This is a genomic window from Mammaliicoccus sciuri (assembly GCF_002901825.1).
GTDB lineage: Bacteria > Bacillota > Bacilli > Staphylococcales > Staphylococcaceae > Mammaliicoccus > Mammaliicoccus sciuri.
On record NZ_PPQD01000017.1, the window covers coordinates 362212 to 384518 of the forward strand.

General features: G+C 30.7%; 20 protein-coding genes. 13 read left to right on the forward strand and 7 right to left on the reverse strand.

Annotated elements, in window-relative coordinates; genetic code table 11:
• Window positions 1–23 precede the first annotated feature (23 nt).
• The gene (locus CD035_RS04300) at window positions 24–461 is read right to left on the reverse strand and encodes a GNAT family N-acetyltransferase (RefSeq protein ID WP_048542406.1); all 438 of its coding nucleotides are present in this window, start codon (window positions 459–461) and stop codon (window positions 24–26) included.
• A 27-nt stretch (window positions 462–488) separates the two neighbouring features.
• Window positions 489–1061 (reverse strand): GrpB family protein, encoded by a 573-nt coding sequence (locus CD035_RS04305; RefSeq protein WP_048542407.1) that lies wholly within the window; start codon window positions 1059–1061, stop codon window positions 489–491.
• Between the two features lie 926 nt (window positions 1062–1987).
• Here CD035_RS04305 and CD035_RS04310 point away from each other — a divergent pair.
• Complete coding sequence (locus CD035_RS04310) at window positions 1988–3154, forward strand: FtsW/RodA/SpoVE family cell cycle protein (RefSeq protein ID WP_048542409.1); 1167 nt, start codon at window positions 1988–1990, stop codon at window positions 3152–3154.
• Window positions 3155–3416: 262 nt separating this feature from the next.
• Here the strand turns inward: CD035_RS04310 and CD035_RS13890 are convergent, their stop codons facing one another.
• From CD035_RS13890 to CD035_RS04320, 3 genes are all read right to left on the reverse strand, one after another.
• Complete coding sequence (locus tag CD035_RS13890) at window positions 3417–3587, reverse strand: hypothetical protein (RefSeq protein ID WP_155403653.1); 171 nt, start codon at window positions 3585–3587, stop codon at window positions 3417–3419.
• 127 nt (window positions 3588–3714) lie between these two features.
• Window positions 3715–4044 carry a helix-turn-helix domain-containing protein gene (locus tag CD035_RS04315; protein WP_053076882.1) on the reverse strand — a complete coding sequence of 110 codons (330 nt, stop codon included), beginning with the start codon at window positions 4042–4044 and terminating at the stop codon, window positions 3715–3717.
• 131 nt (window positions 4045–4175) lie between these two features.
• A complete protein-coding gene (locus tag CD035_RS04320) occupies window positions 4176–4592 on the reverse strand; it encodes a GNAT family N-acetyltransferase (protein WP_229412509.1) in 417 nt (138 codons plus the stop codon).
• A 178-nt stretch (window positions 4593–4770) separates the two neighbouring features.
• Between CD035_RS04320 and CD035_RS04325 the strand changes: the two genes are divergently transcribed.
• Together CD035_RS04325 and CD035_RS04330 are read left to right on the forward strand one after the other, a co-directional pair.
• Window positions 4771–5007 carry a hypothetical protein gene (locus tag CD035_RS04325; protein WP_037559882.1) on the forward strand — a complete coding sequence of 79 codons (237 nt, stop codon included), beginning with the start codon at window positions 4771–4773 and terminating at the stop codon, window positions 5005–5007.
• A gap of 169 nt (window positions 5008–5176) precedes the next feature.
• Window positions 5177–8524 carry an endo-alpha-N-acetylgalactosaminidase family protein gene (locus CD035_RS04330; protein WP_053076883.1) on the forward strand — a complete coding sequence of 1116 codons (3348 nt, stop codon included), beginning with the start codon at window positions 5177–5179 and terminating at the stop codon, window positions 8522–8524.
• Window positions 8525–8859: 335 nt separating this feature from the next.
• Here CD035_RS04330 and CD035_RS04335 read toward each other — a convergent pair whose 3' ends face one another.
• Window positions 8860–9918 carry an aminotransferase class IV gene (locus CD035_RS04335; RefSeq protein WP_048542411.1) on the reverse strand — a complete coding sequence of 353 codons (1059 nt, stop codon included), beginning with the start codon at window positions 9916–9918 and terminating at the stop codon, window positions 8860–8862.
• Window positions 9919–10080: 162 nt separating this feature from the next.
• Between CD035_RS04335 and CD035_RS04340 the strand changes: the two genes are divergently transcribed.
• Entirely contained in the window at window positions 10081–11076 is a 996-nt protein-coding gene (locus tag CD035_RS04340) for a YdcF family protein (protein ID WP_229412510.1), read from the forward strand.
• A gap of 48 nt (window positions 11077–11124) precedes the next feature.
• On the opposite strand, the gene CD035_RS04345 is transcribed toward CD035_RS04340, so the two are convergent.
• Complete coding sequence (locus CD035_RS04345) at window positions 11125–11571, reverse strand: N-acetyltransferase (RefSeq protein ID WP_048542415.1); 447 nt, start codon at window positions 11569–11571, stop codon at window positions 11125–11127.
• A 134-nt stretch (window positions 11572–11705) separates the two neighbouring features.
• Here CD035_RS04345 and bshC point away from each other — a divergent pair, with 134 nt between their 5' ends.
• The 9 genes from bshC (at window position 11706) to ftsA (ending at window position 22303) form a co-directional block, all read left to right on the forward strand.
• Window positions 11706–13322: a bacillithiol biosynthesis cysteine-adding enzyme BshC gene (gene bshC / locus CD035_RS04350; protein ID WP_048542418.1), complete on the forward strand. Its 1617-nt coding sequence runs from the start codon at window positions 11706–11708 to the stop codon at window positions 13320–13322.
• Window positions 13323–13467: 145 nt separating this feature from the next.
• Window positions 13468–13899 carry a division/cell wall cluster transcriptional repressor MraZ gene (mraZ, locus tag CD035_RS04355; protein ID WP_048542420.1) on the forward strand — a complete coding sequence of 144 codons (432 nt, stop codon included), beginning with the start codon at window positions 13468–13470 and terminating at the stop codon, window positions 13897–13899.
• Between the two features lie 11 nt (window positions 13900–13910).
• Window positions 13911–14846 (forward strand): 16S rRNA (cytosine(1402)-N(4))-methyltransferase RsmH, encoded by a 936-nt coding sequence (rsmH, locus tag CD035_RS04360; RefSeq protein ID WP_048542422.1) that lies wholly within the window; start codon window positions 13911–13913, stop codon window positions 14844–14846.
• 19 nt (window positions 14847–14865) lie between these two features.
• Window positions 14866–15246 carry a cell division protein FtsL gene (ftsL, locus tag CD035_RS04365; protein WP_048542424.1) on the forward strand — a complete coding sequence of 127 codons (381 nt, stop codon included), beginning with the start codon at window positions 14866–14868 and terminating at the stop codon, window positions 15244–15246.
• The gene (locus CD035_RS04370) at window positions 15233–17488 is read left to right on the forward strand and encodes a penicillin-binding protein (protein WP_048542426.1); all 2256 of its coding nucleotides are present in this window, start codon (window positions 15233–15235) and stop codon (window positions 17486–17488) included. Before ftsL ends, CD035_RS04370 begins: the two co-directional genes overlap by 14 nt.
• A 44-nt stretch (window positions 17489–17532) precedes the next feature.
• Window positions 17533–18498 (forward strand): phospho-N-acetylmuramoyl-pentapeptide-transferase, encoded by a 966-nt coding sequence (gene mraY / locus CD035_RS04375; RefSeq protein WP_048542428.1) that lies wholly within the window; start codon window positions 17533–17535, stop codon window positions 18496–18498.
• A gap of 1 nt (window position 18499) precedes the next feature.
• Window positions 18500–19849: a UDP-N-acetylmuramoyl-L-alanine--D-glutamate ligase gene (murD, locus tag CD035_RS04380; protein WP_048542430.1), complete on the forward strand. Its 1350-nt coding sequence runs from the start codon at window positions 18500–18502 to the stop codon at window positions 19847–19849.
• A gap of 26 nt (window positions 19850–19875) precedes the next feature.
• Window positions 19876–20820: a cell division protein FtsQ/DivIB gene (locus tag CD035_RS04385; protein ID WP_075577847.1), complete on the forward strand. Its 945-nt coding sequence runs from the start codon at window positions 19876–19878 to the stop codon at window positions 20818–20820.
• A 109-nt stretch (window positions 20821–20929) separates the two neighbouring features.
• Window positions 20930–22303: a cell division protein FtsA gene (ftsA, locus tag CD035_RS04390; protein ID WP_048542432.1), complete on the forward strand. Its 1374-nt coding sequence runs from the start codon at window positions 20930–20932 to the stop codon at window positions 22301–22303.
• Window positions 22304–22307: the final 4 nt, after the last annotated feature.

The following is a 22307-nucleotide window of genomic DNA, read 5'->3' on the forward strand; positions in this document are numbered from 1 at the left end:
TGTTGAATATTTTCTGTAATTTTCTATTTGATATCTTTCTCTAAAATGATCGCTAAGTCATTATTATCTGGATAACAATTTCTTATTTGAAAGTCATTTTTGATATTTAAAATGAGCATGCTTTTCCATTTATTAAAAGATTTAGTTTGAATTTTTTCGTACCTTTTACTTTTTAATATGCTTACTTGTTTATCCATAAGCTTCTGTGCAATTCCATGATTTCGATTATTTTTTTCAACGCCACCTAACCAACTGTAAAAAGTAGAACGATCCATTTCATATCCAATTTTATATCCAACAATTGCTTTTTCTTTATAAGCTACTAAAATTATAATTTTATTTTTACTTAAGAATTTGTCGTTTAAATTTTCGTTTGTATCGAAGATTTCATTGTGAATTTTAGATAGTTCTTTATTTTTCGACTCTGGTAATGTATTATAAAACTCTTTTATATGTATCATTGTTATCACCTATATTTTTGAAATGAATTATAGTCTGTATTCTTTTTTGTTTTGTAAACACCAATTTATAGCAAGCTTTTCATTCTTTTTTACAAATTCATTTTTTCCATTTACATATTGTTCTTTGTCTCCACAATACTTATTAATGAGCATCATTTTTAAATCCTCATATTCTTTAGCTACTTCTGGAAACTCAATTAAGAAGTCTCTAAAAGCGAGATGGCGAATAATGTTTTTATCATCTTTACAATCATAAATATGAACATGGTAAAGTTTTCTATTAGTTTCTTTATCAAATTTAGTAAAGTATCTTCTATTAACTATTCCATATTCGCCATGCACATCATAATCAAACTTTTCAAAATCATGATTATATTTATCCACATTGTCTATATTATTAACGATAGGCATAATATCTATAATTGGTTTTGCAGATATATGTGGAATTGATGTACTACCTATATGATGGATTGAATGTAATTCATCACCAAATATTCTTTTTATATTATTTGATTCTTCGGCAAAAATATTCACCCAATAAGAATTATATTTTTCGATATTAACCTTCTTTATCTTTATCAGTCCTTTTGAATATGTCATAAATCCATAATATGCCTCATCATTCTAGATAGTAGATTAAGTTTAACTTATTTGAGCTATTTAAAACAAATTATGTTTCTATAAGTTTTAAATTGAGAGTGTAACAATCGTGAAAGTTAATGAAGAAATCGAAACAATTTAAATCATAGGGGAGAACTCGATAGGTATATATCGTAAGCAATCACATTGTAAGTCGAGTATGCAAGAGCGTAGGATTGCTCTATTTACATTACATTTGTAAGTGTAGCATTAAGAATTGTATATAAATAATTATCTATTATATGTAATTAATTGGTGTAGAAATGACTATTTAACGTTTATAGAGCGTGTTTAAGATCCTTTAAATAGGTTTATGAATGCTTAAATGGTTAAACAATTCTTATAAGTATTAGAATGATTAAAAAGAATAGTCTAATGAATCAAAGCAACTGCGGGTATATATTAATGTAGAACAATCAACGAAAATAAAATTTTTTAAGGGTACTTTTCTTAACACTAGTCATGAAAACAGTTGGAATTAATCGACTCACTCTTAAATACGACCAAATTACTAAAACTAATCTTTTGAAGAATATAAGCTATTCAAAAATCTCTGTATGATACGATTGGTTCTTAATTATTTACCGATTAGAAACTTTAAAGATGCACCATCTAACTAATGTGGGATGTTATTTATTTGCTATAATTTAATTAGGCGGAAGTGGTTAGAAGGTTATATGAGATGGCTGTTACAGACAGTCACCTTTTTTTATTTAATCAAGTTAAACTGCTTTTATTTAATAGTTCATTATGAAAGAATCAATTTCATGAAATTCCTTAAATATTTTTTAATATTATTGTATTTATTTTTAGGTTTACCTAAAAATAGGTTGATAAAAATATAGAAAATAGTTAGAATGTTAATTATGAAATGAAAGGTGAGTATTATGTGGAGAGTGAGAAAAAATGGAGATAAGGGAATCTTGTATACGTATTTCATACTCTCGATAATAGGGATTATTATGATTTATAGTGCCAGTATGATTTCTGCATACAATGGGGCATTAACAAATGGTATAAGCATTAGTGATAAACACTTTGTAATAAGACAAAGTTTATATTTTATGATAGGTAGCTTTATTGTAGTATTGATGAGTAACTCTTTTAATATAGATATATTTAAAAAGAAAAATATACAGCAGTTAATCTTAATTGGTGTATTATTATTACTAATAGTCACATTGTTATTTGGAAGTGAAATAAATGGTTCTAAAAATTGGCTGAATTTAGGTATATTTAGTATTCAATCATCTGAATTATTAAAAATATCTTCTATTCTTTATTTGTCATATATATTAGATCGCAGGTTAAAAAATGAAAGTAGTTATAATTTGAAATCACTAATCCCACCTTTATTACTATTAGGTTTAGGTATACTTTTAATATTAGTTCAGGGTGATTTAGGGGGAGCGCTTTTAAACGCTGGAATAATAGCATTTATGTTGCTTTATTCTGATATAAAAAATAAGATTAAATTACAAATACTAACGATTACAGCTACACCCTTATTTATATACATATTGTACACATTAATTTTTGATACAAGTAATATTTATAGATTAAAAAGAATAAAAGTTTTAACAGCTCCTTTCAAATATGAAAATGGTGATGGGTATCAATTGTCGAATTCTCTATTAGCTATTGGAAATGGAGGAATATTTGGAAAAGGCTTAGGTAACGGTATTATGAAATTAGGATATTTACCGGAACCACATACAGATTTTATATTTGCGGTTATTGCTGAGGAACTAGGTTTGATAGGTGTCTTAATCATTATTTTAATGTATGGTTTTTTAACATTTAAAGCACTTATATATGCTAATAAAACAAATAATAATTTTTACAAAATGATATGCATAGGCATTTCGAGTTACATTATTCTTCAAGTCTTTATTAACTTAGCAGGTATATCTGGCCTAATTCCTTTAACTGGTGTTACATTGCCATTACTAAGTTATGGAGGATCATCGTTTTTGAGTATTAGTTTCGCTATAGGAATTTTACTTTCTTGTAGTAAAAATATAAAAAATGAAAAAAATAATAGTTATACATAATTGGCAAGTTTTTATTTATTACATATAATACATATAAAGCGCAGTATTACTCGTTCTATCACACCTCTCATTAGTGGGGGATTTATGTGCGTATTTTATGGTGGAAATTTCTAAAGATGCTAAAAGCACAAAGAGATGGTTAATTGGTACTTCATTAACATGTTGATCACTTTTTATAGGCTTAGTAGGTAGAATTTTTGGTCTATATTAATCAATAAACCCACTAATTAAAGTGGGTTATTTTTATCAATATTTAAAAGGATTATAAAATTTTATCACTTTCATTTATATTTGAAACACTAAAAGCTTCTTCTTTAGTGTTAAATCTTGCTAATTCTTTAACTTTTTTGTTTTCTACTATTAGTAGAGTATAGACGTTTTGTTGACCTTTAATCGTATTGTCTGGATTCATCCATGTACCATGTTGACCCATTATGATTTTGTCATCCTTTAAATATCTTTCGAAAGTCGCTAATTGTAAATTAGCTCTTTCAAGCCAATTTTTTATATCATCAAGTTTTAATATATTTTCCCCTTTAGGTCCTTGAACTTTTAATTCTTCAGAAGTTACTTTTTTTTAAAGCTTCTATATTTTTATCATTTGAAAATTGCACCCATTGTTCTGCTATTTCTACAGTTCCCCATTCTCTATTCATTGAAAGACTCTCCTCATTTTTTATTTGTTTGTTCTTAATTAAAAGATATTCAAGTGAAACATCAAAAATCTTAGATAATTGAGTCAAATTATCTATATCTGGGTAACCTTGATTTAATTCCCATTTTGAAATACTTTGTCTTGAGACATGGAGTGTTTCAGCTAATTGATCTTGGCTCCAGTTTTTACTTTTTCTTAAATTTTTTATTATTTGACCTGTATCGATGTTGACCACCTCCATACTTTTAATTTTAAAACGCTAAATATTAAAAATCACGCAGTTATTAGTTGCGTTTTTAAATGAGTAACAGTGATGATTATGGAATAGAGATTGGAAATAGTTGAGGAGGATTAATTTTATATTAATCAAAATTCAAGTTCCATCATATAACCTTCATTTGTTACTTTGAAATTATTTTTAGTATAAAAATTGGCTGCTAATTCTCCGCCCGTTATTAGGAACATATTATTTATGTTCTCATTTTTTAATTCATCTTTGACAAAGTTCATTAATTGTTTACCTATACCGGACCCTTGTAGGTTGGGAATGACATTAAATTCATCGATACAGAATTGATTAAAACCATTAAAATAATAGTCTATACGACCTAAACACATTGCTATAATTTTATTTTCATCTTCGATAACAAATCCTCTAGAATTAAATCCACTCATTGTAGCTTCAATTCTGAGTTTAGCTTCTTGTTCAGTCCATTTATTAAACCAAGGCGATCCAGCATAGGCTGCAACTAAATTGTTTGCGCATTGTTTTATAATCTTCAACTTGAATATGTCTTAAATTCATAATATGCCACCTCATTCTTGATAGTAGATTAAGTTTAACTTATTTGAGCAATTTATAACAAATTATGTTCTAATTATTTTTAATAATCCACTAAAAAAACAATTGATATTAATTGATATTTTTGGTATATTCTGTAAATGGAATGGAGGGTTGCTTATGACATATATAAATTTTTGGAAGCAAACATTCGATTACAAAAATAAATCAAGTTTTCGTGATCTGTTAGTATGCATGTTTGTAAATATTATCATTTTAGTGCTTATTATGGCGCTTGGTGTGATTGTGCCTATTACATGGGAGAATAGTATTGTTAATTTATATTATATTGTTCTTGTTTTAATGATTTTTCCTATGATTGCACTGATTGTTAGAGTAATTAAAAATTATAAATAAATAGTATGAAATGTGAACGAAATGATGAATCTCATCATTTCGTTCTTTTTGTTTATATGAACAAAATAGAAAGTGAAATCAAACAATATAGAACAAAAACGCTAGACTATCATAAGATAAAAGTCTACAATTAATGTAAGTTTTCAAATTTTAATAAGGGGTGTTTAATTTGAATTTAAGTAATAAAACATTTGTATGGAGGAAAAAACTGTTTGTCGTTTCAATTGTTTCAGTTATGTTGTTAAGTTTATTAACACTGATGAATCATCATGTAGAAGCAAAAGTCAAAGGGGACGTATTAAAGAGTAATAAGATGAAAGTGAAGGTTGATAAATCGTTTCCAAGGGCTATTGAATATACTTTGAAAAATGGTAAAAAGATGGATGGCCAAGTTAAAGAGATTAAGACGATTAAAGTGAATGGTAAATCGGTTCAACCGAAAGTTAAGTATAAAAAAATTAATGCGCATGCAGCTCAATATCAATTAATTGCTTCTAATAAGGATAAAAAAATAGATGCTGAATTTACAATTGAGATGAAAGTTAAAGATAACCAATTGCATTTTGATATGAAGGATTACCAAAATAAGTTGGATGGTAAAAGTGATGATACTGTTATAAAAGATTTTGAGATACCTAATCATTCATTAGTTTCTGTGAATTCTAAACAGAAAAATGCTAACTTACAAACAACACGTATGTCTACAAATACGATGAAAAGTGGCGACAAAAACTTTAAAGTCAATAAAGATATTGAAGATGATTTTAATTATCCAATGATGTATGGTTTTGTTTCAAACGATAAGACGAGTGCAGGTGTTTGGAGTAATTCACAACATTCTGAAGGAACAGGAGAGCTTGATTATACGAGAATAAATGCGACTTCTAAACAAGTAGATAAAGATAAATATGTCGGTTTATCTAGTTCTAAATGGATATTGCAGCCGGGTCAAAGTTATGAAAATGCTAAAGAACAACATTTAATGCCAAAAACAAAAGTTGTTATAACGGATGATGAAAATGGTGATGGAAAAACAGACTGGCAAGATGGTGCTATTGCATATAGAGCTATCATGAATCATCCGACAGGTTCAGAATCTGTACCAGATTTAGTTGCACACCGTATCGCAATGAATTTCGGTTCACAAGCACAAAATCCATTCTTAAAATCGCTTGATGGTGTTAAAAAAGTTAATTTAAATACAGATGGATTAGGTCAGTCAATTATATTAAAAGGATATGGTAATGAGGGTCACGATTCTGGTCATCTTGATTATGATAATATTGGTCAACGTATCGGTGGCGCTGAAGATATGAAGAAATTACTTAAGAACGGTAAGAAATATGGTGCAAAGTTTGGTGTACATATTAATGCGAGTGAAACATATCCAGAGTCTAAAGCATTTAATCCTGACCGTTTAAGAAAAAATGAAGACGGTACGTATAATTATGGTTGGAATTGGTTAGATCAAGGTATTAACATTGATGCAAAATATGATATGTTGCATGGTAGAAAAGATCGATTAAAGGCTTTTAAAGATAAAGTAGGTAAAGATTTAAACTTTATTTATGTAGATGTATGGGGCAATGGTCAATCAGGTGATAACCAAGCTTGGATGTCCCATCAATTAGCAAAAGAAATTCAAGATTTAGGTTGGAGAGTGGCTGTTGAATGGGGGCACGGTATGGAATATGATTCAACATTCCAACATTGGGCTGCAGATTTAACTTATGGTGGTTATGAAAACAAAGGTATTAATTCAAAAGTCGCAAGATTTATTCGAAACCACGAGAAAGACTCTTGGGTAGGTAATTACCAAACTTATTCAGGTGCAGCTGATTATCCATTACTCGGTGGATATGATATGAAAGACTTTGAAGGTTGGCAAGGTAGAAACAACTTTGATGAATACATTAATAATATTTTTAAAACAAATTTATCTACGAAATACCTACAGCACTTTGAAGTTACGAAGTGGGTAGATGGCAAGCCAGTCAAAATGACAGCAAATGACCAAACTGTTGATTGGACACCTGAAATGGAAATCCAATTAAAAAATGGTAAAGACAAAGTAGTTATTAAGCGTAAATCTAATGATTATGAAAATGATAAAGAAAATTATAGATCTAGAACGATCACATTAAATGGTCAAAAAATATTGGATGGCAATAAATATTTAATTCCGTGGAACTGGGATGAAAATGGTAAGCAATTAAGCAGTAAGAAACAAAAACTTTATCATTATAATGAAGATGGTGGAGAATCAACTTGGGAATTACCAAAAGGTTGGAACAGTAAGCATTTAAAATTATACCAATTAACTGAGCATGGTCGCCAATATGTTGATAATGTTCGTGTTAAAGATGGTAAAGTTACCTTAAGCAATGTCAAAGCGAATACACCATATGTATTGTATAAATCAAAACAACATAAAGAGAAAGTGAAATACGGAGAAGATATGCACATTAAAGATCCAGGATTTAATGCAGAAAATCTTAAAGATTGGAAAATTAAAGGATCTAAAAAAGATGTTTCTATTACGAAATCAAACAGTAGCGACAATATGTTAACGATTAACAATCCGAAGAAAAATGTTGAATTGAAACAAAAATTAACAGATTTGAAACCAGGTAAACAATATGCAGTATATGTAGGTGTGGATAATCGAAGTGATCATAAAGCACGTATTAGAGTAGATGCAGATGGTACAACACATCAAAATTATACTACTAAATCCATTGCTAAAAATTATGTTAAAGCTAACGCTCATAATACAACTAAAGAATCAGCAACTAAAGGTAACGATAGTTACTTCCAAAATATGTATGTGCACTTTAAAGCACCTAAAAATGGTAAAGCAATTTTAACAATTTCTAGAGATAAAGGCGAAGGTCTCACTTATTTTGATGACATTCGAATTTTCGTAAATGATCAACAATTATATTCACAAGATAAAGTGTTTAAACAAAATTTCGAAAAAGTACCTCAAGGCATATTCCCATTTGTTGTGTCTGATATTGAAGGCGTAGAAGATAATAGAACACACTTATCTGAAAAACATGCCCCATATACACAACGCGGATGGAATAATAAACGTATAAGTGATGTTATCGACGGTACATGGTCATTAAAAATTAATGGTCAAGTAGAAAAGAATAAACTTGCTTATCAAACGATACCGCAAAACTTTAGATTTGAACCAAATAAGACATATGAAGTTTCGTTTGATTATGAAGCAGGATCTGATGACACATATGCTTTTGCTACAGGTAGCGACAGTATTGATAATCAAAAATACAAAGAAACACCATTGAAAGGTACTGTAGAAAGTAAGAAACATCGTCAATTTAAAACAAAAATTAAAGGTCATAAAAATGGTCAAACATGGATTGGCATAGCATCAACAGATAAAAAGGCAGACAATAAAGGTGTTAAAAATGAAGGTCAAGTGAACTTTGAAGGGACAAAAGATTTCGTATTAGATAATTTAGTCATTAAAGAAGTGAAAGAGAAATAATTTAAAAATGGGTCTGGGACAGAAATGTTCTAGACTCTTTTCCATATTTTCAGAAATAGGGGTCTGAATATTGCAAGTGAGGCGTGACAAGCAATATTGAGGACCTTGTATTTATCAAGACTGGTGAAACAAGATAAATAGGCGCCTCGAATTTATCAAGACAGAGCAAACAAGATAAATAGACATTACCAATATTGTAAGACGAGGCTGACTAGCAACATAGAAGCACCGAATATTGCAAGACACCACAAACAAGCAATATAGAACCTCACGTTCACCTTGATTTTTCCATATAAAAAAGACTGGTACATTTTTGTGCCAGTCTTTTACAGCTATTACATTTCAATTGGTTCTCGTTCTATTGTATAGTTCCATTGATGTATATCAGGAAGCTTACCTTGCTGAATAAATGTATAAGTTGTAAATAAATGTTGTGTAATAGGTCCGATTTTATTGTTATGAATTGTTAAAATATTGTCTTTATATTTGATTTCACAAACAGGAGTGATGGCATTCAAAGTACTCGTACTAAATACTTCTGTTAATAATCCATCTTTATATGATTGAAGAATTTCTTCAATGCTAATTTGTCTTTCTTCTATTTGATAGCCTAATTCTTTTGCTAAATCAATAACTGATTGTCGAGTTACACCTGGTACTGTAATACCATCTAAAGCTGGCGTAATCAGTGTATGATTGATAACAAAGAAAATGTTCATATTATTTAATTCTTCTATATAAGATCTCCCTGTTCCATCTAGCCATAGTACATGGTCGTATCCAAATTGAGCTGCTTTAGATTTTGCAGCGTAAGAAGCGGCGTAGTTACCACCAAATTGTGTAAAACCAGCACCACCTGTAACAGATTTAACATATTCATCTTCTACGTGTGCTTTTATAAGTTCTGGTGTTTGGCAATTCAGCTTTTTAGGTAGTGGAGATAAGAACGTAATGAGTTCATATGTATCAGATTTACTAACACCTAATTTATTCTCTGATGCAAACATAACTGTTCTAATGTTAACAGGGTGATGTTCATGTAAATCGAATAGTTGACGTTCTTGATTAATAAGGTGTTGGATACCGAAAAGTAATGCGTTTTTATTTATAGCTGGCATTTCGATTCGGTTCAATGATTGATTGAACTTTTCAAAGTGTTCGAAAGGTTTAAAGGTATGAATATTGTCATTGATTTGATAGGCAATCATATCTTCAAAAACTGTTTGACCATAATGAAGACATTGTGCACTTGGAGAAATAGTGATAGGTGCATAATCTTTAATGATAGGAGAAGACCATCCTTTTGATGCTTGATACGACATTGTTAACATTTTGTTACCAAAAGTGGATCCACATTCGTCCATTGTTTGACTACTTGATGATTGATATTCCATATAAATTGCCTCCTATATTTAAGTAAGTAATGTGAAATAGTATATCAGCTATATTGACCTAATTCAATATTTATTTTGAAAATTCTGAAAATAATTTTATGTGTATCTTGTCGGTTATGATGATATACTTTGATTGTGAAAATAATAGGCTAGGAGGTGACGATGATGTTTGTTACGTTAGCATTTTTAATTTTATTTATAATTAGTTATATAGTGGATTTTAGACAATATAAAAATGTCTTCTTATTAGGACTATTCATTATCAGTTTAATGAGTACGATATTGATTGAAATCATTGTGCCAGCATTGGGTTTAAATCTAAATATTAATTATATAATCATAGCTAATATTATTTACTGTTTAATTGTTATTGTGGTAATGCTCTTAGCCTTATTAAATACTAGAAAACGAATAGCAAATGAAGGAAAAATTGTAACAAACATGATTGTCATTGGTTACGGTTCTTTCATCTTAATTAATTTTTTAATCATTATTTTTAAACCATATCTATTAGTAGAATTATGGAACGGATTAATATTAATTGCCATTTCAACTTTGTTTTACTATTTAAATTTAATATTTATATTGCATAACTTATATGCTTGGATTGTAAGTGGTATTTCAAAAAGAAAGAAACAAGATTTTATTATCGTATTAGGTGCAGGGATTATAGGCGAAAGAGTAACACCACTTTTGAAAGCGAGATTAGATAAAGCGATTAAATTAAAACGAAAAAGTTTAGATACTAAAATGATTGTAAGTGGTGGTCAAGGTTCGGATGAAGCAATCAGTGAAGCTGAAGCGATGAGACGATATTTAGTGGAACAAGGTATACGTAATGAAGAAATTATAATGGAAGACAAATCTACTAACACAGAAGAAAATTTAGTGTTCTCTATGAAGAAAATGGACACTTATAAAAAACATGCACTTGCAACAATTGTTTCTAATCATTTTCATATTTTAAGAGCAGCATTTTTATCCAAGAAAGTTAAAATGAACGCAAGCGTTACGGGTGGATCATCGAAATCTTATTTCTATCCAAATGCATACATTAGAGAATATTTAGCAATCATTTATATGTTTAAAAAGACGCATGCACTAATCATAATTATATTATTATTGGCAGTTACTTCCTACACATTGTGGGGAATATAAAATACTAAAAGTCCCGTAGAGCACAGACTCTACGGGACTTTTAGTATTTTATTTATCTGGTGTCCATATAACAATGTCTTCACCGGATTGATTTTGTTGCTCGATATCTTGGAAACCGTGATTTAAGAAGAAATCTTTGGATTGATTACGGGCAATACATTTGATTGGTAAATCGAAGCTTTTAGCATAATCTAATAATTGTTTGCCGTATCCTCTATCTTGATAATCTCTTAATACTTCTAATTTCCATAAAATGTGGTAATCATAAAATGCTGGGAAGTATGTTTTTTCTACTTCATCTTGTTTAAATAAACACATTCTTGCAACTAATTTGTCGCCAACATAAATACCGTAAAATGGTGAATCTGAACTAGCATCGATCATTTTTCCTTTTAATTCTTCAACCATATATAAACCTTCGTTTCCGAAGTTACGAAATTGTTCGAATGCTTCTTCAGTTTTGTAATTAATTTGTAAATGTTCTACTTTAGCCATGATAATCCCCCTTGTTCTTTCCTTAATTATACTTCATTTGAATAAAATTTTAAATTATAAGCCGTTAGATTGTTTTATTTATCTACAATCTTTATACTATTGATAGTAATTAATTTCGAAGGAGAAAGACTCGTATGGACTGTAAGAAGACTGTAATTGATCAACAAAATAGTTTTATAGAGAGATATACAAATCATAATACTGAAATTATAAACTTTTATGGATATAAACCAGGAGACCAATCTGAATTCGAAAAACGTTCGAATTTATCAGCTAATGGCAGAGAAGAAGCACTTTCAAAAGTCATATTTAATTATATGTCTCAATTAAATTTAACAGATAAACAACTTGAAAATATTGAAAATTTAAAACATGGTCACAAAGTCATTATAGGTGGTCAACAAGCCGGACTCTTTACTGGTCCTTTATATACATTCCATAAAATCATTTCGATTATCGTTTTAGCAAACGAACAAAGTGAAAAATTAAATACGCCAGTCATTCCTGTTTTTTGGATAGCAGGCGAAGATCATGATTTTGATGAAGTGAATCATACATATGCGTATGATCGTATTTCAAGACAGTTAAATAAAGTAAAATATAGTACGTTAGAACCACCAGAAAAGAGTGTTTCTCATTATCATTTTGATAAAGCATTGATCAAAGATGCTTTAAACGACATGTTCAGTTCTATCGGGGAGACTGTTCACTCTAAAGATATTCAATTATTGATTCATAAAGCAATCGAGTCTTCTGAATCATGGAGTGAAATTTTTAAGGTTATGACACATGAAGTATTTAAAGAATATGGTTTGTTATTAATTGATGCAAATGATCCAGAACTAAGAACATTAGAAGTACCATTCTTCAAGGAAATTATTGAAAATCATGAAGCGGTAGATTCAGCATTTAGAACTACACAAGACCAATTTGCTGAAGTTATTAAGAAGCGCATGATTTTAACCGATGGCAATGTTCACTTATTCTATGAGTATGACGATAAAAGACAGCTCATTATGTGTGAAAATGAAAAGTTCTATTTAAATAAAGATACAGACGTAACTTTTACAAAAGATGAATTGCTTAGTCTTGTAGAAGAACATCCTGAACGATTTTCTAATAATGTCGTAACAAGACCTCTAATGGAGGAATATTTATTTAATACATTAAGTTTCATTGGTGGGCCAAGCGAAATTGTTTATTGGGGTGAACTGAAAGGTGTATTCAATTTATTTAATATTGAAATGCCTATAGTTACACCTCGTATGCGAATTAGTTATTTAACGCAAGAAGCAAAAAAATGTATCGATAACTATAACTTAGATTTAGATACTGTTTTAGTAGATGGTATTCAAAACGATAAAGAAAAATTTATTAGAGCAAAAGCTTCTGATGAAGTATTAAGAGAAATCGAAGAAATGAAAGAAAGCCAATCTCAATTTCATCAAAAACTGATTAAAGAAATTGGCGATGATTATCAAAACAGAAAATTAGTCGAAAAAAATAATCAAATACATCAGCACCAATATCAATATTTAATAGATAGATATTTATTAAATATCGAAAGAGAAAATGAAATTAGTATGAGACATTTTGAAATAGTGGAGCATACATTACATCCTCACCACGGATTACAAGAAAGAGTGTGGAGTCCTATTCAAGTAATGAATCAATTTGGGATTACTATGTTCAGTCCCTCCACTTATCCACCACTTCGTTACACTTTTAAACATATAACGCTTGAACTATAGTCATAACAAGGATTAACACCCAATTTACAAAATCGTAAATTGGGTGTTTTTTTTACTATTTACACAAATTTTAAGAAATCTTGTATAAATAGTGGAGGATTGTGGGGGAATGTGGTAAATTATAAATAAGGTGAGGTGAGATAAAATGTTCATGGGTGAATATCAACATCAATTGGATACAAAAGGGCGTATGATTGTGCCTTCTAAATTCAGATATGATTTGAACGAACGTTTTATTATCACTAGGGGCCTAGATAAATGTTTGTTTGGCTACACACTTGAAGAGTGGGCGCGCATCGAAGAAAAACTCAAAACCTTACCTATAACAAAAAAAGATGCCCGTAAATTCATGAGAATGTTCTTCTCAGGTGCGATTGAAGTAGAACTAGACAAACAAGGACGTATTAACATCCCTCAAAATTTAAGAAGTTACGCTAATTTAAGTAAAGAATGTACTGTTATTGGTGTTTCTAACCGAATTGAAATATGGGATCGTTCTACGTGGAATGAATTTTATGATGAATCTGAAGACAATTTTGAGGACATTGCGGAAGATCTCATTGACTTTGATTTTTAGGAGTGAATTAAATGTTTCATCACGTATCCGTACTATTGAAAGAAACAGTAGATAAATTAGACATAAAACCAGATGGTACTTACGTTGATTGTACATTAGGTGGAGCTGGTCATAGTTTGTACCTAGTTGAACAATTGAATGACCAAGGCCGACTTATAGCAATCGATCAAGATGAAACTGCGATTGAACATGCTAAAGGTATCTTAAAGGACCATATGCATAAAGTAATTTTTGTACAAAACAACTTTAGAAATTTAGAACATATATTAGAAGAACTACATATTAGTAAAGTAGATGGTGTACTTTATGACCTTGGTGTATCCAGTCCACAACTTGACACACCAGAACGAGGATTTAGTTACCATTATGATGCTAAGTTAGACATGAGAATGGATCAATCACAATCTTTATCAGCATATGAAGTGGTAAATGAATGGTCATATGAACAACTTGTCAAAATCTTTTTTAGATATGGTGAAGAGAAATTTTCAAAACAAATAGCTAGAAAGATTGAAACAAGAAGAGAACAAGCACCTATAGAAACGACTTTCGAACTAGTGGATTTAATTAAAGAAGGTATTCCAGCAGCTAAACGTAGAAAGGGTGGACACCCTGCTAAACGTGTCTTCCAAGCGATTAGAATAGCAGTTAATGATGAATTAGGTGCATTTGAAACATCTATTGAAGCAGCAATACAACACGTTAAAGTTGGCGGAAGAATTTCAGTTATTACATTCCATTCTTTAGAAGATCGTTTGTGTAAACAAGTCTTTCAAGAATATGAAAAAGGCCCAGATGTACCAAGGGGATTGCCGGTTATACCGGAAGCGTACAAGCCGAAACTAAAAAGAGTAAACAAAAAACCAATTATTTCTGATGAACAAGAACTTGAGCATAACAATAGAGCGAGAAGTGCAAAGTTAAGAGTTGCGGAAATTTTGAAGTAAACAGAGGAGTGGCAATTGAATGGCAGTAGAAAGAGTATATCCGAATTATAGACCTGATGAGTGGCAAGAGCCACAATTCGAACCACAAAAGAAAAAAGTAAAAAAGACCAAGGTAGTAGGAATATCGAGGATCGAAAAAGTCGTATACATATCATTAATAACTATGATTGCGTTGATAAGTATTTATATGCTATCTTTAAAAATGGATGCGTATAATAACAAGACACAAATCGCAGAATTAGACAGTAAAATTGAGCAACAACAAACAACAAACAGTGATTTGAAGACGGAATCAATGAAACAATCGTCATACGAACGCATCTACGAAAAAGCTGAAGACTACGGTCTAAAGTTGAATAATGACAATGTAAAGGTAGTGCGTAGTGATGCCCAAAATTAAAATAAAGAAAAATAAAATAGGAGCAGTCCTCTTAGTAAGTTTTTTCGGACTGCTCTTTTTTATATTGGCCGTAAGATATTCGTATTTAATGATCAGTGGTCACTCAGCTGGTGAAGATTTAGCGTACAGGGCAAGTGAAAAATATTTAAGACAAACAGTTGCAGAACCTGAACGTGGGAAAATTTATGATCGTAATGGTAAAGTGCTTGCCGAAGATACAGATAGTTATAAATTAGTGGCAATATTAGATAAAAAAATGAGCGAAGGTAGCGATAAGCCTCGACACGTAAAAGACAAGAAAAAAACAGCTAAAGCATTAGCTAAAATTCTTGATATGGATGAAGATGATATTTTAAGTAAACTTAAAACTAAAAATGCCTTTCAAGTTGAGTTTGGTCAAAAAGGTAAAGATTTAACTTATAAACAAAAAACACAAATTGAAAAGCTTAAATTACCTGGACTGACTTTTGAAACGGAGAAAAAAAGATTTTATCCTAATGGTAACTTCGCATCTCATCTTATCGGTTTAGCAGATAAAGATCCAGATACCAACAAATTAAAAGGTGTATCAGGTGCTGAAAAAGTATTTGATAGCTATTTAAAAGGAAAAACGGGTAAAAACTCTTATAAGCAAGATATATGGGGTATGCTCGTTCCGAACAGCGAAGATAGTATTAAAGCTCAAAATGGTGATGATGTACATCTTACACTAGACTCTAATATTCAAGTCTTTGTTGAAAATGCACTTGACGAAATGGTAGACCGCTATGAACCTAAAGATTTATTTGCGGTTGTAATGGATGCAAAAACTGGTGAAATTTTAGGTTACAGTCAGCGACCTACGTTTAATCCTGATACGAAAAAAGACTTCGGGAAAAAATGGGCAAATGATTTATATCAAAATACTTATGAACCAGGTTCTACATTCAAAACATATGGTTTAGCTGCAGCAATTGAAGAAGGTAAATTCGAACCAAACAAGAAATTTAAATCTGGTCATAGAGAAATAGATGGATTTAAAATTTATGATTGGAACGATGATGGTTGGGGAAATATTCCTATGACAACTGGTTTTACATATTCTGCGAATACGCTAATGATGAAACTTCAAGATTTAGTTGGCGCTGATAAAGCTAAGGCATATTATGAAAAATTTGGTTTTGGTAAGAAAACAGGTGGTTTATTTGATAGTGAAGCACCAGGGAATATTGCATTTGATAATGAACTTCAAAGAAAGACATCTTCATTTGGTCAGTCTACTACTGTTACACCAGTCCAAATGCTTCAAGCTGAAACAGCAATTTTAAATCAAGGTAATATGCTCGAACCTTATTATGTAAAATCGATTCAAAACAAAGAAAGTAACGAAACGATTAAAAAAGGCGAGAAAAAAGTAGTCGGTAATCCAATATCTAAAGATACAGCCAAGAAGACGATGACAGAATTAGATAAAGTAGTAAATAGTAAAGAAAGTCACGCTACAAACTATAAAATAGATGGATACCGAGTTGCAGGTAAAACTGGTACAGCTCAAGTGCCAGATACTAAAAACGGTGGTTATGTAGATGGTGCAAATCCGTATTTCGTAAGCTTTATGGGCTATGCGCCTGCTAAAGATCCTGAAGTAGTTGTTTATGCTGGTATGTCACTTGCACAAAAACGTGACCTAGAGGCTTATGAATATGGTGTGTCAAGAGGTTTCAATCCGATTATGGAAAATACATTAAAATATTTAGATGTAGAAGAAACTGAAGGCAAAGCTAAAACGAATGCTTCAGATGTACCAGATGTTGTTAATATGAGTACACAAAAAGCAACTGATGCAATAAAAGGTAAAAAACTTGAGCCAATTGTAGTTGGTAAAGGTGATAAAATTAAGAAACAAATACCGCTTAAAGGTAAAAATGTCCAAGATAAAGAAAGAATTTTACTTGTTACTGACGGTGAAATGACAATGCCTGATACTGAAAATTGGACAAAACGAGACTTATTAAAATTACAAGAAGCGACAGGTATTGAAGTAGAATCAGAAGGTTCTGGTTATGTTTCTGAGCAATCTGTCAGTCAGAACCAAACAATTAAATCTGGTACTAAAGTTAAGTTTACACTTTCTAACAATCATCCGAATGGTGATGATTCAATAGGACAAGTTCCAGATGATGAAGAAACATCTAAAGATGAAAGCAAAAGTAAAGATGATAAAAAAGATGAAAAAGAAGAAAAAACATCTAGTGAATCATAAATCACAGGATGATAGATAATATACAAAAGAAAAGGTGAACAATTATGAATTTTACGCTACCTGTCATTGCGTTTTTATTGACTTTGATACTTGTACCCGTTTTAATTCCAACACTTAAAAAATTGAAATTTGGGCAAAGTATTCGAGAAGAAGGACCTAAGAGTCATATGAAGAAAACAGGAACTCCAACTATGGGTGGATTAACGTTCTTATTAGCAACAATCGTTGTAACAATCATCGCGTTATTTTATGTTGAGCAAGTAGGTCCGCTCATTCTGTTATTATTTGTAACACTTGGATTTGGACTTATTGGTTTTATAGACGATTATATTATTGTCGTTAAGAAAAATAACCAAGGTTTAACAAGTAAACAAAAATTCTTAGCTCAAATTGCGATAGCCGTTGTATTCTATATCGTAAGTGTTATATTACCAAACTATGAATTTGAAACAGCGATTAACATACCGTTTACAGATTGGTCATTGCCATTGTCTGTTTTCTATATTATATTCATAGTATTTTGGCAAGTTGGATTCAGTAATGCTGTCAACTTAACAGATGGATTAGATGGTCTTTCAACTGGATTATCAATCATTGCATTTGGTTTTTACGCGGCACTATCATTTATTCTTGATAAACCAGAAATTGGCTTATTCTGTTTAGTGATGCTTGCAAGTTTATTTGGATTTTTAATTTACAACAAGTACCCAGCAAAAGTGTTCATGGGAGATACTGGAAGCTTAGCGCTTGGTGGTATTTTCGCAACGATTTCAATCATGCTTAACCAAGAAATAACATTATTATTAATCGGTTTAGTATTTGTAATTGAAACATTATCAGTGATGTTACAAGTAACATCGTTCAAGCTTACAGGAAAAAGAATATTTAAAATGAGCCCATTGCATCACCATTTCGAATTAGTTGGTTGGAGTGAATGGAAAATAGTATTAGTATTCTGGGGTACAGGTATCGTTACTGGTGCAATTGGTTTATGGATAGGGGTAATGTAATATGAAAGCATATGATGCATTAAAAGAGAAACCTGTTCTTATTTTAGGTTTAGCAAAAAGTGGATATGAAAGTGCAAAGTTATGCCATAAATTAGGTGCTAATGTAACTGTCAATGATGGTAAAGATTTATCATCTGATCCCCACGCACTTGAATTAGTGCAGCAAGGAATACGTGTGATCAGTGGTGAACACCCATTGTCATTACTTGATAATAAACCGTTAATCGTAAAAAATCCTGGTATACCTTACAATATTCCACTATTGCAAGAAGCGATGAATCAAGGGTTGGATATCATTACAGAAGTTGAATTAAGTTATTACATTTCAGAAGCACCTATTATCGGTATTACAGGTACAAATGGTAAAACAACAGTGACTTCTTTAATAGGTGATATGTTTGGTAATAGTAAAGTAAATGGTCAAGTTTCCGGTAATATTGGTGTAGTTGCATCAAAAGTTGCGCAAGAGGTTACGAAAGACGATTATCTTATTACTGAATTATCTTCATTCCAACTTTTAGGAACAATACATTATCGTCCGCATATCGCGATTGTTACAAATATTTATTCAGCACATTTAGATTATCATGGTAGTTTAGAAGAATACCAGAATGCTAAGAAAAATATTTTTAAGAATCAAACCGAAGACGATTATTTAATTTTCAACTATGAACAAAGACATTTAATTAATACAGATGATATTAAATCTAAAATGTTATATTTCTCAACTAATCAAAAAGTGAATGGCATTTATATTGAAGATGATTATGTCGTATATAACGGCATAAGAATTATCAATACGCACGATATTGTATTACCTGGTAAACATAATTTAGAAAATGTACTTGTAGCTGTATTAGCTGCATTATTATCAGGTGTTGACGTGAAGTCAGTTGTACATACTTTAACAACGTTCTCAGGTATTAAACATAGACTTCAATATGTTGGGAACAATAGAGGCAACAAGTATTATAATGATTCTAAAGCGACCAATACTTTAGCAACACGATTTGCCTTAAGTTCATTTAATTCTCCAATCATTTGGTTATGTGGTGGATTAGATAGAGGGAATGACTTTGATGATTTAATACCTTATATGGATAATGTCCGTTTGATGGTTACATTTGGTGAAACAAAAGATAAATTAAAAGCGTTAGGTGCGAGTCAAGGTAAAGAAGTCTTGCAGGCAAATGACGTTAAAGATGCCGTTAATTTGATTCAAGATTATATACAATCTAACGATGTTGTCTTACTATCACCAGCGTGTGCGAGCTGGGATCAATATGATACATTTGAAGCTCGTGGCGACGAATTTATTGAAAGTTTCCAAAAACATTTACCAACATTTTAGAAATTGTGAAAAAAGGAGTGACAACCGTGAATAAAAGTTCTGATAACAATGATGATATATTGCAATTTGAAACGACTACGGAAGATGAACGATTAGAAATTTTAAAGAAGAAAAGAAAACGTAGACGTCAAATTCAATTAGGTGTATTCATAGGTGTTATACTCCTTGTTATCTTGATTTTACTGTATATGTTTACAGACATCAGTAAAGTTGATCAAGTGGATATTAAAGGTGAAGAAATCGTATCTAAAAACGATATTGAAAAAGCTTTAGATATCAAAAAAGATTCTAGAATATACAATATCCCTGTAAGTGATATGAAATCGAAAATCGAAGAAATTGAAGGCGTTAAAAGTGTTGAAATTAAACGTCATTTTCCAAATGACTTAACGGTTAATGTAAATGAGTATGAAACAATTGGATTAGTTAAAGAGAAAAAACATTACGTACCGTTATTAGAAAATGGGAAAACAATTAAAAATTTATCAACAGATTTACCAATTGATGTTCCGATTTTGAATGACTTTAGTTCAAAAAAGTTAAATAAAATGATTCCTGAATTGAAAAAGGTTAAACCTAAAGTTAAATCAATGATATCGGAAATAAATTATAAACCTGGCGAGAACAATCAGAATAGAATCCAACTATTTATGACAGATAATGTGGAAGTTGTAGGAGATATTCAAACTTTTGCGAATAAAATCAACTATTATCCGAGTATTTCTGATAAATTAGAGAGAGACAATTCTGGTGCGCTCAAAACACCTGGATTTTTAGATTTACAAGTTGGTGTGACATTCTTACCATATGAAACGGAAGAACAGCAAAAAGAGCGTTCAGAAAAAGAAACAAAACAAGATGAAAGCACTAAAACAGAACAGAAAAAATTAGACCAAGCATTACAAGATTTATCTAAAGAATTGGATAAATCTGGAGAAGAACCAGAATCAACTGAGAAATCAGAAGAATAAGTAAAAAAATCAATAAATAAACCTATAATTAGTTCACATTAAATCAAGTATCATGTAAACTAATAATAGTTTAAATTTGATTATCATGTGTTAGAGGAGGTGCCTATCGATGGAGGAACATTACTATATTAGTTTAGATATAGGTTCATCGAGTGTAAAAGTAATAGTAGGAGAAAAATTTCATAATGGCATTAACGTGATAGGTACAGGGCAAACTTATACGAATGGTATAAGAAATGGTTGTATAGATGATTTTGATATCGCTAAACAAGCAATTAAAGATACAATCAAAAAAGCAGCAATTGCATCTGGAATAGATATTAAAGAAGTATTTTTAAAAATGCCTATCGTGAATACAGAGATTTACGACGAAAAATTTGAAATACCTTTTGATGGTACAGAAACTGAAATAAATGGCAGTCATATAGAATCAGTATTAGAGGGCATTAGGGAATTAAATGATGTTCCGGAAACTGAAGTCATTGGTGTATTCCCAATGAAATTTATTGTAGATGACTTACATGAAGTTTCTGATCCTAAAGAAATGGTTGCAACACAATCATTAAAAGTAGAAGCAGGTGTTATCGCAACATCAAAATCATTATTAATCAACATCATTAAATGTGTTGAATCTTGTGGAGTAGATGTTTTAGAAGTATTTTCTGATGCTTATAACTATCAATCTATATTATCTCCAACAGAAGTTGAACTTGGTGCTTGCGTCATTGATATTGGTGAAGATTTAACGCAAGTAGGTTTTTATGAGAGAGGCAATTTAGTTGATGCCGATACGATTGAAATGGCAGGTAGAAGCATAACAACTGATATTGCGAAATCATTAAATACTACATATGACAATGCCGAGAAGATTAAACAACAATATGGACATGCATTCTACGACTCTGCATCTGATCAAGACGTCTTTAGTGTTGAACAAATTAACGAAGATGGTCATGCACAATTCACTCAAAAAGAATTAAGTGAAATTATTGAATCAAGAGTAGAAGAAATTTTCTTTGAAATATTTGATTTATTACAAGATATGGGTATTACAAATGTTAACGGTGGATTCATCGTAACAGGTGGTACTTCAAACTTACTTGGTATTAAAGAATTATTACAAGATATGGTTAATGAAAAAGTACGTGTACATACACCATCTCAAATGGGTATACGTAAACCTGAGTTTACTTCTAGTATATCTACTATATCTAGTGGAATTAACTTTGATGAGCTACTAGATTATGTTACAATGAATAATTATGACGTTGATAATGTCGAAGAAGAAACATATGAAGAAGAAACTCAAGAAACTAAAGCTAAACCATATGAACAATGGTTTAAAAAGAAATCAAACAAAAACAATGACGCAAAAGCTTCAAATTCTGAGCATGACAGAGTCTCCGAAGCAGAATATGATTCGGAAAGTCAAGAAGAGAAGCCAAGTGTATTAAAAAAATTAATGAAATCGTTATTTGATTGATGGG

Excerpts from the sequence above, each read along its gene's own strand:
- CD035_RS04300 (WP_048542406.1), bottom strand. The coding sequence starts at position 461 with ATGATACATATAAAAGAGTTTTATAATACATTACCAGAGTCGAAAAAT.
- CD035_RS04305 (WP_048542407.1), bottom strand. The coding sequence starts at position 1,061 with ATGACATATTCAAAAGGACTGATAAAGATAAAGAAGGTTAATATCGAA.
- CD035_RS04310 (WP_048542409.1), top strand. The coding sequence starts at position 1,988 with ATGTGGAGAGTGAGAAAAAATGGAGATAAGGGAATCTTGTATACGTAT.
- CD035_RS13890 (WP_155403653.1), bottom strand. The coding sequence starts at position 3,587 with ATGGGTCAACATGGTACATGGATGAATCCAGACAATACGATTAAAGGT.
- CD035_RS04325 (WP_037559882.1), top strand. The coding sequence starts at position 4,771 with ATGACATATATAAATTTTTGGAAGCAAACATTCGATTACAAAAATAAA.
- CD035_RS04335 (WP_048542411.1), bottom strand. The coding sequence starts at position 9,918 with ATGGAATATCAATCATCAAGTAGTCAAACAATGGACGAATGTGGATCC.
- CD035_RS04340 (WP_229412510.1), top strand. The coding sequence starts at position 10,081 with ATGATGTTTGTTACGTTAGCATTTTTAATTTTATTTATAATTAGTTAT.
- CD035_RS04345 (WP_048542415.1), bottom strand. The coding sequence starts at position 11,571 with ATGGCTAAAGTAGAACATTTACAAATTAATTACAAAACTGAAGAAGCA.
- bshC (WP_048542418.1), top strand. The coding sequence starts at position 11,706 with ATGGACTGTAAGAAGACTGTAATTGATCAACAAAATAGTTTTATAGAG.
- mraZ (WP_048542420.1), top strand. The coding sequence starts at position 13,468 with ATGTTCATGGGTGAATATCAACATCAATTGGATACAAAAGGGCGTATG.
- rsmH (WP_048542422.1), top strand. The coding sequence starts at position 13,911 with ATGTTTCATCACGTATCCGTACTATTGAAAGAAACAGTAGATAAATTA.
- ftsL (WP_048542424.1), top strand. The coding sequence starts at position 14,866 with ATGGCAGTAGAAAGAGTATATCCGAATTATAGACCTGATGAGTGGCAA.
- CD035_RS04370 (WP_048542426.1), top strand. The coding sequence starts at position 15,233 with ATGCCCAAAATTAAAATAAAGAAAAATAAAATAGGAGCAGTCCTCTTA.
- mraY (WP_048542428.1), top strand. The coding sequence starts at position 17,533 with ATGAATTTTACGCTACCTGTCATTGCGTTTTTATTGACTTTGATACTT.
- murD (WP_048542430.1), top strand. The coding sequence starts at position 18,500 with ATGAAAGCATATGATGCATTAAAAGAGAAACCTGTTCTTATTTTAGGT.
- ftsA (WP_048542432.1), top strand. The coding sequence starts at position 20,930 with ATGGAGGAACATTACTATATTAGTTTAGATATAGGTTCATCGAGTGTA.